15 protein-coding genes are annotated in these 14,395 nt (G+C 63.8%); 8 read left to right on the top strand and 7 right to left on the bottom strand.

Annotation, left to right across the window (positions count from 1 at the left end; genetic code table 11):
- Positions 1-113 precede the first annotated feature (113 nt).
- Together ACVOLZ_RS15220 and prmB are read right to left on the bottom strand one after the other, a co-directional pair.
- Positions 114-404 carry a GIY-YIG nuclease family protein gene (locus tag ACVOLZ_RS15220; RefSeq protein ID WP_481516862.1) on the bottom strand — a complete coding sequence of 97 codons (291 nt, stop codon included), beginning with the start codon at positions 402-404 and terminating at the stop codon, positions 114-116.
- Positions 405-476: 72 nt separating this feature from the next.
- The gene (gene prmB, locus ACVOLZ_RS15215) at positions 477-1,406 is read right to left on the bottom strand and encodes a 50S ribosomal protein L3 N(5)-glutamine methyltransferase (RefSeq protein WP_296246048.1); all 930 of its coding nucleotides are present in this window, start codon (positions 1,404-1,406) and stop codon (positions 477-479) included.
- Between the two features lie 215 nt (positions 1,407-1,621).
- On the opposite strand from prmB, the gene ACVOLZ_RS15210 reads away from it, so the two are divergent.
- Positions 1,622-2,269: an SCO family protein gene (locus tag ACVOLZ_RS15210; protein ID WP_481516861.1), complete on the top strand. Its 648-nt coding sequence runs from the start codon at positions 1,622-1,624 to the stop codon at positions 2,267-2,269.
- Positions 2,266-3,108 carry an archaetidylserine decarboxylase gene (gene asd, locus ACVOLZ_RS15205; RefSeq protein WP_481516860.1) on the top strand — a complete coding sequence of 281 codons (843 nt, stop codon included), beginning with the start codon at positions 2,266-2,268 and terminating at the stop codon, positions 3,106-3,108. Before ACVOLZ_RS15210 ends, asd begins: the two co-directional genes overlap by 4 nt.
- Positions 3,109-3,274: 166 nt before the next feature.
- Here the strand turns inward: asd and ACVOLZ_RS15200 are convergent, their stop codons facing one another.
- Positions 3,275-4,849 carry a transglycosylase SLT domain-containing protein gene (locus ACVOLZ_RS15200; RefSeq protein ID WP_481516859.1) on the bottom strand — a complete coding sequence of 525 codons (1,575 nt, stop codon included), beginning with the start codon at positions 4,847-4,849 and terminating at the stop codon, positions 3,275-3,277.
- A gap of 123 nt (positions 4,850-4,972) precedes the next feature.
- Between ACVOLZ_RS15200 and ACVOLZ_RS15195 the strand changes: the two genes are divergently transcribed.
- The gene (locus ACVOLZ_RS15195) at positions 4,973-6,478 is read left to right on the top strand and encodes a helicase HerA-like domain-containing protein (RefSeq protein WP_481516858.1); all 1,506 of its coding nucleotides are present in this window, start codon (positions 4,973-4,975) and stop codon (positions 6,476-6,478) included.
- 77 nt (positions 6,479-6,555) lie between these two features.
- On the top strand, positions 6,556-7,821 hold the full coding sequence (locus ACVOLZ_RS15190) for a tetratricopeptide repeat protein (RefSeq protein ID WP_481516857.1): 1,266 nt from the start codon (positions 6,556-6,558) through the stop codon (positions 7,819-7,821).
- Between the two features lie 20 nt (positions 7,822-7,841).
- On the opposite strand, the gene ACVOLZ_RS15185 is transcribed toward ACVOLZ_RS15190, so the two are convergent.
- Positions 7,842-9,290: a rhomboid family intramembrane serine protease gene (locus ACVOLZ_RS15185; RefSeq protein ID WP_481516856.1), complete on the bottom strand. Its 1,449-nt coding sequence runs from the start codon at positions 9,288-9,290 to the stop codon at positions 7,842-7,844.
- A gap of 103 nt (positions 9,291-9,393) precedes the next feature.
- On the opposite strand from ACVOLZ_RS15185, the gene greB reads away from it, so the two are divergent.
- Positions 9,394-9,894 (top strand): transcription elongation factor GreB, encoded by a 501-nt coding sequence (gene greB / locus ACVOLZ_RS15180; protein WP_481516855.1) that lies wholly within the window; start codon positions 9,394-9,396, stop codon positions 9,892-9,894.
- On the opposite strand, the gene ACVOLZ_RS15175 is transcribed toward greB, so the two are convergent.
- Positions 9,881-10,720 (bottom strand): DUF3025 domain-containing protein, encoded by an 840-nt coding sequence (locus ACVOLZ_RS15175; protein ID WP_481516854.1) that lies wholly within the window; start codon positions 10,718-10,720, stop codon positions 9,881-9,883. The two genes, greB and ACVOLZ_RS15175, sit on opposite strands and share 14 nt — an antisense overlap.
- The gene (gene rimO / locus ACVOLZ_RS15170) at positions 10,717-12,078 is read right to left on the bottom strand and encodes a 30S ribosomal protein S12 methylthiotransferase RimO (RefSeq protein WP_481516853.1); all 1,362 of its coding nucleotides are present in this window, start codon (positions 12,076-12,078) and stop codon (positions 10,717-10,719) included. Before rimO ends, ACVOLZ_RS15175 begins: the two co-directional genes overlap by 4 nt.
- 302 nt (positions 12,079-12,380) lie before the next feature.
- Here rimO and ACVOLZ_RS15165 point away from each other — a divergent pair, with 302 nt between their 5' ends.
- Genes ACVOLZ_RS15165 through ACVOLZ_RS15155 form a run of 3 tightly spaced genes read left to right on the top strand, consistent with a single transcriptional unit; the run spans position 12,381 to position 13,659 of the window.
- Entirely contained in the window at positions 12,381-13,040 is a 660-nt protein-coding gene (locus tag ACVOLZ_RS15165) for a dienelactone hydrolase family protein (RefSeq protein WP_481516852.1), read from the top strand.
- Positions 13,037-13,459 carry an HIT family protein gene (locus ACVOLZ_RS15160; RefSeq protein ID WP_481516851.1) on the top strand — a complete coding sequence of 141 codons (423 nt, stop codon included), beginning with the start codon at positions 13,037-13,039 and terminating at the stop codon, positions 13,457-13,459. The genes ACVOLZ_RS15165 and ACVOLZ_RS15160 overlap by 4 nt, the downstream gene beginning before the upstream one ends.
- Positions 13,460-13,491: 32 nt before the next feature.
- Complete coding sequence (locus ACVOLZ_RS15155) at positions 13,492-13,659, top strand: LiaI-LiaF-like domain-containing protein (protein ID WP_170183049.1); 168 nt, start codon at positions 13,492-13,494, stop codon at positions 13,657-13,659.
- 72 nt (positions 13,660-13,731) lie between these two features.
- On the opposite strand, the gene dcd is transcribed toward ACVOLZ_RS15155, so the two are convergent.
- A complete protein-coding gene (gene dcd, locus ACVOLZ_RS15150; RefSeq protein ID WP_282266583.1) occupies positions 13,732-14,304 on the bottom strand; it encodes a dCTP deaminase in 573 nt (190 codons plus the stop codon).
- Between the last annotated feature and the right edge of the window lie 91 nt (positions 14,305-14,395).

Here is a 14,395-nt window from a genome sequence, read left to right as displayed (position 1 = left end):
GCCAGAGCAAAGGCCAGAGCGATTCCCGCCTTCGCGGGAATGACGGCTTTAAAGGCTAGGGCACGAAGCCAAAGCAGAAGCCAAAACCAAAGCCAAAGCCAAAGCCAAAAACCCTACCCAACAATCTCTTCCCACAAATCCCGCCACTCGGGATTCACCTCTTCCACCAACCGCAACTTCCACTCCCGGTTCCACTTCTTCAGCTGCTTCTCGCGAAGAATCGCCGCTTCCATGCACCCGTGAAGCTCGTACCAGACCAGCTTGTCCACGTTGTAACGTTTGGTAAAACCATCAACCACATGCTGCCGGTGTTGCCAGGTCCGCGCCACCAGGTTGCTGGTGACGCCGATGTAGAGCGTGCCGTGTTTCTTCGATGCCAGAAGATAGACGGCGGGTTGTTTCATTCACTCTCGCTCAAGAGCCAGAGAGACCCCCGCCTTCGCGGGGATGACGAGCCAAAACAGGAGCAGAGCGCATCACGCCCGCGCAGCAGCCAACTCGGCGATGCGCGCATGGTGCGCACGCAGCTCAGCCGCTTCGACAGCGAAGATGCCCATCTGCCCGACCTTGAACTCGATCCAGGACATGTAGACCTCCGGCAGCAGCTTGATCAGGTGCTGCTCGGAATCGCCAACTTCGCAGATCAACAGGCCGTCTTCGGTCAGATGATCCGGCGCATCACGCAGTATCTTCAGCACAAGGTCCAGGCCGTCGTCGCCGGCGCGCAGCGCCAGGTCCGGCTCGTGCTGGTATTCCTTCGGCAGTGCGTCGGTCTCGTCATTGGTGACGTACGGCGGGTTGGTCACGATCAGGTCGTAGACGCGGCCCTGCAGGCCGGCAAACAGGTCGCTCTTGACCAGCTCCACGTTGTGGGCGAGCAGGCGCTCCTTGTTCTCCACTGCCAGCGACAGCGCGGCGTCATTGACGTCGCTGCCGTCCACCTGCCAGTTCGGGTAGTAGTGGCCCATCGCAATGGCAATGCAGCCCGAGCCGGTGCACAGGTCCAGCGCGCGGTTGACGTCACGACCGGCCAGCCACGGCTCGAAGCCGCTGAGGATCAGTTCGGCGATCGGCGAACGCGGCACCAGTGCGCGCGAGTCGCTCTTGAAGCTCAAACCCGCAAACCAGGCCTCACCGGTCAGGTAGGCTGCCGGCTGCCGCTCGTCGATGCGACGCTGGAACAGCGCCAGCACCTGCTGCCGCTCTTCCAACAGCACCCGCGCCGTGCCGTAGGCCGGGCCGAGGTCCGGCGGCAGGTGCAGGCTGTGCAGGGTCAGCTGGGTCGCCTCGTCCAGGGCATTGTCATAGCTGTGGCCGAAGGTCAGGCCAGCAGCATTGAAACGGCTTGCGCCGTAGCGGATCAGATCGACGATCGTTTGGAGTTCAGCGGCCGCTTCGGCAGTCATGGCAATACGGAAATACTTGAAAGGTCTGCGATTATAGGCACCTGGCCGGTATATTGATTGCCAAGTTGCAGCCGAAACTTCGGCAATGGCCCTCCAAAGGGGCGCAAACGCCCGCCAAACGGCCGGGGTGTACGCCCGCAATCCCCTACACTCCCGTATCCCGCCCGCGGCGGACCTCCCGTCCCGCCGCCGTATCCGAACGGAAGCCCGCGCACATGTTCAATCGAAATACCGGCATCATCCTGGCCATTGCCCTGGCCGCCGGCCTCGGCCTGCTGTTGGCGCAGAAGGTCTTCGGGCCGTCCAACAAGGGCACGGACGGCACCAGCAGCATCATTTTCTATGGCACCCCGCGCACCCTGCCGGAGTTCGACCTGGCCCAGTCCGACGGCACCCGCCTGATCCCGGGCGAGCTGCGCGGCCATTGGACCCTGGTGTTCCTGGGCTTCACCTCATGTCCGGACGTCTGCCCGACCACCCTGACCGAACTTGCCCAGGCCCAGAAGCAATGGGAAACCATCCCCGACAGCCTGCGCCCGCGCGTGGTGCTGGTGTCGGTGGACCCCGAGCGTGACACCCCGAACCGTCTGGGCGAGTACGCCCACGCCTTCCACAAGGACACCATCGCCGCCACCGCCGATGTGCCGTCGCTGGAACGCTTTGCCACCTCGCTGGGCATGGTGTTCCAGAAGGCGCCGGGCAAGCACTTCGAGCAGAACCCGGACGACTACAGCATGGACCACTCCGCCAGCATCGCCGTGCTCGACCCCCAGGGTCGGCTGGCCGGCCTGATGCGCCCCCCGTTCAACCCGCAGGCGATTGCCAGCGACCTGAAGAAGCTCACCGAGAAATCCGCACCATGAGTCTGGTTACAAGCCTCACCTACGTATTGCCGCACCGCCTGCTGTCCTCGATGGCCCGCTCGCTGGCCTATTCGCAGAACCCGCGCATCTCGCGCTGGCTGATCGACACGGTATCGAGCAAATTCAACGTCAATCTGGGCGAAGCGGCCAATCCCGACCCGCGCAGCTACCCCAGCTTCAACGCCTTCTTCACCCGCGCCCTGAAGCCGGGCGCACGCGTGGCCGCAGCTGATCCGCGCACGCTGACCATGCCGGCCGACGGCCGCATCAGCCAGCTCGGCCCGATCGAGGATGGCCGCATCTTCCAGGCCAAGGGCCAGTCGTTCACCGCCGCCGAGCTGCTCGGCGATGCGGCCGACGCGGTGCCGTTCAACAACGGCCTGTATGCCACGGTGTATCTGTCGCCGCGCGACTACCACCGCGTGCACATGCCCTGGACCGGCACCCTGCGCGAAACCGTGCATGTGCCGGGCCGCCTGTTCAGCGTCGGCACCGATGCGGTGGCCAATGTGCCGCGCCTGTTTGCCCGCAATGAACGCCTGGTCTGCCACTTCGACACCGATTTCGGCCCGATGGTGCAGGTAATGGTTGGCGCGCTGCTGGTCAGCGGCGTGGAGACGGTGTGGAGCGGTGAAGAAATTCCTGCCTACGGTGACCGCATCACCCGCAAGGACTGGCGTGGCAAGGGCATCACCCTAGAGCGCTTCGCCGAGATGGCACGCTTCAATTACGGCTCGACCGTGATCGTGCTGCTGCCGCCCGGCGTTGCCGACTTTGATCCCTCGCTGACGGCCGAGAGCCCGGTGCAGCTGGGCCAGGCGCTGGCAAAGCTGCGCTGACAGCCGCGCATTCGTTTGTAGGAGCGGCGTAAGCCGCGAAGCTGGGATAGCTGCAGCTATCCCAGTTTCTGCAATCTGACGATCCACCTGCTTCGCGGCTTACGCCGCTCCCACAAAAGCAGTGCGGGTACATACAAGAAGGGCGCCTCTCGGCGCCCTTTCTGCATCAACGACCGCAGCCTTCCAGCTTCAGGTTTTGCCCGGGCTTGAGTGCATAGGCGGGTGCGCGCAGGCCATTTGCACGCGCCAGCGCCGGCACTTCGCATTGGAAGCGGTTGGCAATGGCGCCCAAGGTGTCGCCCCGGGCGACCTTGTAACTGCGCGCCGCACGACGTGCGGGTGCCGCCGGGCGTGGTACCGGTGCGACAACAGGTGCCGCGGCCTGCGCTGCCTGCATTGCCTGCACATCACCTACCGCAACGCTACCGGTAACCGTCGCCGACGGCCGCTTGATGGCAGCATTCAAATCCGCCGTGATCAGCGCGCGCGCCAGATCCGCACGCGGACCGCTGACGCAGTAGCGGTTGTACAGGCCAGCAATGCGTGCGGTGGCATTGATGGTGGTACCACCCGGAATCCAACCATCCGCCTCGTAACGCGGATTGAGGTTACGCAGCGCGCGCATGTAGCCGTCACGGGTACCGGTGCTACCCAGGCAGATGGTCAGCTCGTAAATGGTGGTGGACTTGGCCAGGCGGATCGTGGCCGGCTGCGCATTGAGCTTGGGGAACTCGACGCCGTACTGCTGCGGGTGCAGGAAGATCCACGCCGCGGCGATCACCATCGGCACGTAATCCTTGGTCTCGCCCGGGAACTGGTTGTATGAGGTATCGGTCCAGAAGCTCTGGCCGCCGGTTTCGCGGTAAATACGCGCGGCACGGCCTTCACCGCCGTTATAGGCGGCCAGGGCGTACTCGATGTTCTTGTTGAGCCCGCGCATGCGCTCATTCATGTAATCGGCGCTGGCACTGGCGGCGCTGCGCGGATCAAAGCGGGTATCGAAGCCGGTGCCATCCGGGCCCAGCCCGAAACGACGGCCGGTGGCCGGCATGAACTGCATCAGGCCGGCAGCGCCGACGCGCGAGGAGGCATGCACACGGCCATTGGACTCCTTGGCCATGATGCCGAACAGCAATGCCTCGGGCAGGCCATCCTTCTCCCACTCCGGCCACATGACACCGCGCAGGTTCATGTAGTTCTCGTAGCTGGTCAGCAGCGAGGGCCGCATATCGGTAAGCCAGCGGCGGATGCCGGCCTGGATCGCCGGGTTGTACTCGACCATGTCGTCGAAGGCATGGCGGTGATCGTTGAGCAGGGCCGCCGCGCGGGCTGCCTCGGGCACATCGGCCACCAACGGCGCGATATGGTCCGGATCGGCCTCCAACGGGCCGCCGTCCTCGCTCTCAGCCTCACCGCTGCCATCTGCCCGCTGCTTGAGCAGGCGCTTGTAGGTAGCCAGCAGATTGCTGACCTGGCAGCCCTTCTGCGCGATGCAAGCGCTGATCACGTCTTCCATGTCTTCCAGCGCGGCGTCGCCCTCGGTCGTGCCCTTGGGGTCGGCATTGGCAACCAGCACCAAGGCATCGCTGTAACGCTTCTCGGCCGCCGTCATCCGCGCCTCGATGGCATCGACCTTGACCTTGTCGCGGGCGGAGATCGCCTGTGCGGCCGGAACCACGGTCAACAACGAGGTCGCCAGCAACAGCGACCAACGACGAGCAGATAACAGGGATACGGGCATCAGCAGCACTGCATGACAAAGGTGAGGCAGGGTAGCTGGCAGACAGACCCGGGGGCAACATTGCCACCGCAGCGATACAGTCGGCCGTTAGAATCCTTCCTTCATTCACCAATGAGTGCCTCCATGGACCCGATCCTGCTCGGCAAAGGCGTCACCGACGACATCGCCGTCACCCTGCTCCCGCGCTTCGGCAACCGCCACGGCCTGGTGGCCGGCGCCACCGGTACCGGCAAGACGGTGACCTTGATGACGCTGGCCGAGGGTTTCTCGCGCTTGGGTGTGCCGGTGTTCATGGCCGATGTAAAGGGCGACGTAGCCGGCCTGGCAGTTGCTGGCGAAGGCGGCGAGAAGCTGGCCCAGCGCGCCGCCGAGATCGGCGTCGACGGCTTTGCGCCGGCCGCCAGCCCGGTGGTGTTCTGGGACCTGTATGGCAAGCTCGGCCATCCGGTGCGTACCACGGTCAGCGAGATGGGCCCTACCCTGCTCGCACGCATCCTCGAACTCAACGACACCCAGTCCGGCGTGCTCGATATCGTGTTCAAGCTGGCCGACGACCGCGGTCTGCTGCTGCTGGACCTGGATGACCTGCGCGCCCTGCTCGGCCTGGTCGCCGAAGAGCGCAAGGACATCTCCACCGAATATGGCCTGGTCAGCGCGCAGTCGGTGGCGGCCATCCAGCGTTCACTACTGCGCCTGTCACAGGACGGCGGCGAAGCCTTCTTCGGCGAGCCGGCACTGGAACTGGCCGACATCATGCGGGTCAACCACGATGGTCGCGGCGTGATCGGCATCCTTGCCGCCGCCCAACTGATCCTCAAGCCGCGCCTGTACTCCACCTTCCTGCTGTGGCTGCTGTCCGAGCTGTTCGAGCAGCTGCCGGAAGTAGGCGATCTGGACAAGCCCAAGCTGGTCTTCATCTTCGACGAAGCCCACCTGTTGTTCGACGATGCACCGCCAGCACTGGTGCAGCGCATCGAACAGGTGGTGCGCTTGATCCGCTCCAAGGGCGTGGGCGTGTATTTCTGCTCGCAGTTCCCGGACGACGTGCCAGGCAACATCCTCGGCCAGCTCGGCAACCGCGTGCAGCACGCGCTGCGCGCCTTCACCCCGCGCGACCAGAAGGCGGTCAAGACGGCGGCTGAAACCTTCGTGCAGAACCCCAAGCTCGACGTGGTCGCCACGCTGTCACAGCTGGGCACCGGTGAAGCACTGGTCTCCACGCTGCAGGACAGGGGCATTCCCTCGCCGGTGCAGAAGACCTTGGTCGCGCCGCCGCGTTGCCGGATGGGCTCGATCACCGATGCCGAGCGCGCCCAGGTACGCGCCGGCAGCCCTGTCGGCACCCGCTATGACACCGCCATCAACCGCGAATCCGCGGCCGAGATGCTGGCGAAGCGCGCGGAGAAAGCAGTTGAACAGGCGCAGGCACCTGTCGCCCGCACCCGCCAACAGGACGAAGAACAGGAAGGCGGTTTCGGCCAGAGCATCAAGGACGCCATCTTCGGCACCAAGCGTCGCCAGGGCATGATCGAGACAATGGCCAAGCAGACCACCCGCACTGTCGGCACCAAGTTGGGCAATCAGATTGTGCGCGGCATTCTGGGCAGCATTTTTGGCGGCAAACGCTGAGTGCCAAACCGGGCCGGCCCATTGCCGGCCCGCTATCGCAGCAGCCACAATCAGCCCCTGACTCCCGGGGAAACGTCATGGAAGACAGCAAGCGCAGCGCAAACGCGCAACCTCCAAAAGCATTCTGGCAACGACTGCCTGCGATCACGCTCTATCCTGTGCGTGGTCCGGCACTGTATTCGCTGATCGCACTCACGCTATGCACCTTGCTGACCTGGCTGCCAGCCATTGGTTGGTTGCTTGGCATCGTCACCTGGGTGGCGATCTACCGCTACGCCTTCGAAATCCTGCGCGAAACCGCAAACGGGCGCATGACCTCGCCGGAGAACACCCTCAACAGCAGCGATGGCACCGTCATCCGGCTATTGGGGTTGATGATACTGATGGGTATCTTCGTGGTGACGGTGGCGATCTTCACCGGCCCCGTGATCGGCCTGCTGACACTCGGAGCGGTGGTCCTGCTGCAACCTGGATGCGTGATCTCGCTGGCGATGGATGGCAGCCTGCGCCACGCCGCCAATCCAGTCACTTCGATCACCATCGCCCTCCGCATCGGCTGGCCCTACCTGGCCGCCTTCCTGCTGCTGTTCGTCATCCAGGCCAGCGCATTGACCGCTGGCCAATGGCTGCACGGCTTCATGCCGCCCATCATTGGTGAGCTGGTGCTCAGTTTCTTCAGCATCTGGGGCTTGTTCAGCGCCTTCCATCTGCTCGGCTATCTGGTCTACCAATACCACGATGCGCTGGGCTTCGAACCGGAAGCTGGGCACGACGCCTTTGCACGGCATGACCCGGACCAGAAACTGCTGGATGAGGCCGAGCACTTCGTCCGCGAAGGACAGCTGGATGCCGCGCTGGACGCCCTGCGCGGCTCGGTACGCTCGCGTGCGGTCAGCCTGCCGGTGCATGAGTTGTACCAGCGCCTGCTTCGTCGCAAGGGCGCATCAGATGCTTTGCGCGAGCATGCCCGCCAGTACATCAACCGCCTGCTGATCGAGAAGCAGGAGCGCGAGGCGATGAACGTGTTGCGTGACATGCTCGAGGTCGACCCGGACTTTACCCCTGCCGAGCCGCAGCAGGCAGCGCATCTAGCCGAACGAGCGCACCTCAGCGGCCAGCTGCAACTGCAGATGGACACCTTGCGCTCGATGTTCAAGGCATGGCCGCGCGCACCGGAGGCACCGCAATGGGCCCTGCAGGCCGCCTTGTTGCTGGGCGAACGCTACAACCGCGACGCCGAAGCACTGCAACTGATCGACCAGGCGCTGCAGCGCTGCGAAGACGAGGAGCAACGCCGCAAGCTCGAGGCAGCCAAGACCGCATTGCAGGTCAGCTCAACCTGAAAGCAACTGCGACAGATCGCTTAGTCGTTCTCCAACAGGAACCGAGCCTTGCCAGCTTGTGGCGTGGCCGAAAAGCGCTGCTGCAGCAGCTCCAGCAAACGCTTTCGTTGTGCATGGGCATTGGCCTCGCCGTGTCGCAAGGCCAGCCGTAGCCAACCCTGCGCCTGCATCTCAGCGGGCAACTGAATGGCCTGTTCCCATACTGCTTCAGCCTCCTGCAGCCAGCCGGCCTTGAGGCAGCGTTCGAATGCGAGCAGGGCAAGCTCGGCGACTCCGCCATCGGCCAGCAGCTGTTTCACAATGCCTTGCTGCGCGGCAAGCGCGGCCGCATCATCCGCATCCAGCCGCAATACATCGGCAGCACGCGCCCGCATCTCGTCGCGCTTGCCGGCGTTGGCAGCCACCCGATAGCGCGCCAGCGCAATATCCAGCCGTTGTGGTTGTTCGGCGGCCAACTCGCTCAGTACGCGTTCGGCAGCCCCGTTTTCAAGACGGCCCATGTAGTGCTGAGCCTGCTCCCAACGCTGATCGTTGACCGACACTTCGGTGTCGTCAGCCATGTAGTCTTGGCGGGTCTGCCGGGTCAACACCAGCACGCCACCCAGCAGCGCACCGCAGATCAGACCACCAGCGTGCGCGTCGAAGCCAATACCAGCTTCATCATTGGTCAGCAGGTTGAACACCTCCCAGCCCAACCACAGCGGCAACAGCCAGATGGCCGGCGCGCGCACGTAGTCGAAGATCACTCCGAACCAGTAGAAGAAGCGCACCGGACGCATCCCCCAAACCACGCAGAACGCTCCCATCACCGCTGCGATCGCACCGGATGCGCCGAGCCCACCGCCGACTTCACCCCAGCGCCACAACACGCTGGCGACGCTGGAGCCCACCGCCCCCAACAGGTACAGGCCCAGAAAGCGCCAGCCGCCGAGCGCGCCTTCCAGCAGCAAGCCCAACACCACCAGGAACAGCATGTTGCCAAGCAGATGCATCACGCTGCCGTGCAGGAAGGCAGCTGACAGCAATCGCCGCGGCGACCATTCCGAACTGCGCAGGATATGGCGCAGGGTGAATACCTGATCCAGCTGCGTTTGGTACTCGCGCCGCAGCGGTGCCCAGGCGGCCCGCTGGTCTTCCGACTCAAACAAGCCGCCCTCCTCCAGCGCCTGCTGGAACGCAACATCACTCAAGGTCGCCATGCCAACGTAGCCGCCCCGCTGCTCTGCTGGAATTGATCCCAGTTCGGCCAAGGCATCACCGTGCGCAGTCAAACGCAGATGCTTCTCGTAGGCGGGCAGCTCGTATTCGGCCAACCCGGACTGCTGGTACCAGTCCTGCGCCGCCTGCACCTTCTGCTCATCATCAGCCTGCCAGGCGAAAAACACGTAGACATTGATCAGCACCAGCAACACGGTTACCAGGGGCAGCGTGCTCAGGTTGAGCGGTTTGTGCAGCGGCAGGATCAACATCGACCAGACTTCCTTGTCAGAGAACGCAAAGCTTCAGCCATGGATTGGCCTTGCGCAAGCCAGCCCGGCTACCATGCCGGCATCCACGCAATACCTGACCGCAATGAGCCGTTGGCGCCCCCCTGCAGAAAAAAGTACCGCCCTGATCACCCCCCAGGGCCATGCCCGGCTCAAGGCCGAGCTGGATGAGCTGTGGCGGCAGCGTCGACCGGAGGTGGTCAAGGCGTTGGCAGCCGCCGCCGCTGAAGGTGATCGCTCGGAGAACGCCGAATACACCTACCGCAAGAAGCAGCTGGGCGAGATCGACCGCCGCGTGCGTTACCTGAGCAAACGACTGGAAGCCCTGCGCGTTGTCGACACCACGCCGAGCGATCCGGAAGCGGTATTCTTCGGCGCGACGGTGGAGCTGGAGAACGTCGATTCCGGCCAGACCGTTGTCTACCGGATCGTCGGCCCCGATGAAACCGACGCACCGGCCGGCTGGATCAGTATCGACTCACCACTGGCGCGGGCATTGCTGAAAAAGCGCATCGACGACGAGTTCGTCGTGGAGTTGCCCAGCGGGTTGACCCGCTTCGCCATTATCGACGTCAGCTACGGCTGACGCTGAGCGGCGCCGGATAGAGGCGTCCTTCGCGTAGCGGACGGAAGTAATCGGTCGATTGATAGAAGGCCGCGTTTTGAGGCGCATGCCAGCCGGGGATGCCGGCCAGCGGTAGTGGCCGTAGCTCGGCGGGGTCCGCAAGTAAGTTGGCGTCTTCGATCGCTGCCGCCACTGCGGCAACGCAGGCCACGTCATCATCGCCAACGACGACCAAACACTTTCCAACCAGCAGCCGCTCGGGCAGCAAAGCCTGCTCCATCAGCGCATGGCCAACTAGCGCGCAGACTGCGATGTCACCTTCGCGCCATTGCGCCGGTTTGAACAGCGCCGACCAATCGTGCCGGTCCCATGCCGACAGCAGGCTCGCATCGCGAACACGCACGATCACTCCGGTTTCATCGAACTGGGTCAATGCGGCCTGCGCGCGATTGCGCTGGCTTGGCCCCATCGCTGCGATATGCCGGCACTGCTGCGCATTGAGCGCCTGCTTGATCGCAGGGTAGCGCGCCCACACCAGCGCGTTGAACAGGTCGTGCCAGTTCTGCTCGCGGGTGGCGATGCCACCCTGTGCAATGCGCTGTTCGTAGTGCAGGCCGTCGCCAAGCAGGACATCATCCTGAGCAACGAATTGCTTTCCCTGCACTGGCAACTGTGCATTGAGTACATCGGTGCCCGGCCAATCGGCAGCACGCAGCAACGCGGCAAAATCGCTGAAATCCGCGAACAGCGGATGGTCAAAAACGCACAGATCAACATGCCCGCGCAACGGCGCTACAAAACGACGCCGGCCAGTACCGGCATCGTCTGCGGCAGGTGCTGCGGTCACAGCACCTTGATATCGAACGCTGCGGCCTTGGTTTCGATCAGCGCGTCGCCGAACAGATCGTGCTCGTCGCTGTCGGTGATCTCGACGTTGACGAAGTCGCCGACGCGCAGCTTGGCTTCAACAGCATTCTGGATATGCACGAGACCATCGATTTCCGGCGCATCGGCCTTGGAGCGAGCCACGGCGATGCCGTCTTCGATTCCATCTACCAAGCACTGCTGCACGCTGCCGATCTTGGCTTCGAGCTTGGCGGCGGAAATGGCAGCCTGCTTTTCCATGAAACGGGCCAGGCGCTCCTGCTTCACTTCTTCCGGCACCGGATCCGGCAACTCGTTTGCCGTTGCACCTTCCACCGGCGAGTAGGCGAAAGCGCCAACGCGATCGAGCTGGGCGGTATCAAGGAAGTCCAGCAGCTGCTCGAACTCGGCATCGGTCTCACCTGGGAAGCCGACGATGAAGGTCGAACGCACGGTGATCTCCGGCGCGATCTCGCGCCAGCGCAGCACCCGCTCCAGGGTCTTGTCGACCGCACCCGGACGCTTCATCAGCTTGAGGATGCGCGGGCTTGCGTGCTGGAACGGAATGTCCAGGTACGGCAGGATCTTGCCCTCGGCCATCAGCGGCACCACATCGTCGACGTGCGGGTACGGATAGACGTAGTGCAGTCGGGTCCAAGCATCGAGCTCGGACAGGCCTTCGCACAGCGCCTTCATGCGCGTGGCGTATTCCTTGCCGCGCCAGGTGCCCGGCGCGTACTTGCGGTCCACGCCATAGGCCGAGGTGTCCTGCGACACCACCAGCAGCTCGCGCACACCGCCCTTGACCAGACGTTCGGCCTCACGCAGCACCTCGTCGACCGGGCGCGAGACCAGATCGCCACGCATCGAGGGAATGATGCAGAAGCTGCAACGGTGGTTGCAGCCTTCGGAAATCTTCAGGTAGGCGTAGTGACGCGGGGTCAGCTTGATGCCGTAGTCCGGCACCAGATCGACGAACGGGTCGTGCTTGGGCGGCAGTGCGGCATGCACCGCTTCCATCACCGTGGTGTAGTCCTGCGGGCCGGACACCGACAGCACGTCCGGGTAATGCTCGCGGATCATGTCGCCCTTCTTGCCCAGGCAGCCGGTGACAATGACCTTGCCGTTCTCGTTCATCGCCTCGCCGATCGCGTCCAGCGATTCGGCCACGGCCGAGTCAATGAAGCCGCAGGTATTGACCACCACCACGTCGGCCGAGTCGTAGGACGGCACGATGCTATAGCCCTCCACCCGCAGCTGGGTGAGGATGCGCTCGGAATCGACGAGGGCCTTCGGGCAGCCAAGGCTGACGAAGCCGACTTTGGGGTTCAGCTGGGACATGATCTGGAAATCCTGGGGCCGGGCCGGAATGGCAGCGAGGCCGGAAAGCCGGGCAGTATACCGGGCCGAAGGCGCGGCGCCCTGCGGCTGGCTTAATACGTGAGAGAGCTGATAATCAGTCTCATCGCGGGAATGACTGACTAGAGCCCCTCTCCCGCGAGCGGGAGAGGGGTTGGGGTGAGGGGAAGCTTCTAGCAAGCAGACCCCGCTCTAAAAGCTCCCCTCATCCGCCCCTTCGGGGCACCTTCTCCCGCAGGCGGGAGAAGGAACTCCGCCTTTCGCCCCTTACCCCGGAGCCCCTCATGTCTCAGTGGATCACCCTCCCCACCCCACTCGGCCCGGTCCGCGCCTGGCAGGCCCTACCCTCCGGCAGCCCACGCGCCGGCCTGGTGGTCATACAGGAAATCTTCGGCGCCAATGCGCATATCCGCCATGTGGCCGAACAGTACGCCGCCGAGGGCTACGCGGTGCTGGCGCCATCCTTCTTCGACCTGATCGAGCCGGACCTGCAGCTGGACTATGACGCTGCGGGCGTCAGCCGCGGCAAAGCGCTGGTGGATGAGCTCGGCGTGGAGCGCGCCGTGGCCGTGGTCGAAGCCGCCGCTGCCACGTTGGCGCCATACGGCAAGGTCGGCACGGTCGGCTATTGCTGGGGCGGCAGCATCGCCCTGTTGGCCGCGCAACGGCTGGGCCTGCCCTCGTCCAGTTACTACGGCGCGCGCAATGTGCCGTTCCTGGATACAGCGTTCAAAGCCCCGGCGATCTTCCACTTTGGCGACCAGGACGCTTCGATCCCGGCCGCCGCCGTTGCAGCGCACCGTGAAAAGCAACCCGACTTGCCTGTATATGTCTATCCAGCCGACCACGCCTTCAACCGCGAGGTCGGCATGCACTACCACCCAGCCAGCGCCGACCTGGCGCGCGAACGCACCTTGGCCTTCTTCAGCGAGAACCTGCGATGACCGAAGTTGTGACGTCCGATTTCATACTTGATACCCGCCTTGCCGCCGACAGCGTATTGATCGCCGATGGCCCCCTGTCGCAGATCCGCCTGATGAACGACGACCGCTTCCCGTGGGTCGTGCTGGTGCCGCGCGTACCCAACGCCAGCGAGTGGATCGATCTGGACGGCGCCCAACAGCGCCTGCTGCTGGCCGAGATCAACCAGATCTCCCAGCACCTCAAGCACAAGCCGAATGTCAGCAAGATCAACATCGGCGCCCTCGGCAACATTGTGCGCCAGCTGCATGTGCACCTGATCGGCCGCAACGAGAACGACGCCGCATGGCCGGGCCCGGTCTGGGGCAGCGGCAAGGCACAGCGCTTCGACCCGGAGGTACTGGCCCAACGTGTCGAAATCTGGCGCCAGCGGCTACGATAAGCCCCTTCCCCCTTTACGGACTCCGCAAGCCGATGCGCTCCAATCTGATCGCCGCCCTGATCCTGATCATCGTTGGCCTGTTCTTCCTGGCCAAGAACCTCGGCTGGATCAACGGCAACATCGGCACCATGCTCGCCACCTGGTGGCCCGCCATCCTGGTCGCCGTCGGTATCGGCATGCTGTTCGGACGCGGCAAATAAGCCGCTTCGACAGGTTATGAATAATGAAAAAGGCGCCTGACGGCGCCTTTTTCATTTCAGCCCAAACCGCACTCAGGTGCGCGGCAGGGTAACGCCGGTCTGGCCCTGGTACTTGCCGCCACGGTCCTTGTACGAGGTCTCGCAGATGTCGTCCTTGTCGGCCTGGAAGAACAGCATCTGCGCCACACCTTCGTTGGCATAGATGCGTGCCGGCAACGGCGTGGTGTTGGAGAACTCCAGGGTCACGTGGCCTTCCCACTCCGGTTCCAGCGGAGTGACGTTGACGATGATGCCGCAGCGCGCATAGGTGCTCTTGCCCAGGCACACCACCAGCGTGTCGCGCGGGATGCGGAAGAACTCCACCGTGCGTGCCAGCGCGAACGAATTCGGCGGGATGATGCATTCATCGGCCTCAATGTCGACAAAGCTCTTCGGGTCGAAGTGCTTGGGGTCGACGATGGTCGAGTTGATGTTGGTGAACACCTTGAACTCACGCGAGCAACGCACGTCGTAGCCATAGCTGGAGGTGCCGTAGCTGACGATGCGCTGGCCATCCACCTGCTTGACCTGACCGGCTTCGTACGGCGCGATCATGCCGTGCTGCTCGGACATTTGGCGGATCCAACGGTCGCTCTTGATGCTCATTCAATGATCCTGTTCACGTTGTGCCGCAGCATGCCTGCGGCCGGGGGTGGTCGATTCTAGCCTAGAGCCGACCAGGAGCCGGCAAGCAATC

It is taken from the genome of Stenotrophomonas sp. STEN020 (assembly GCF_056760195.1).
Note: the sequence above shows the minus strand (reverse complement) of the source record. Positions and strands in the feature narration are given on the sequence as shown.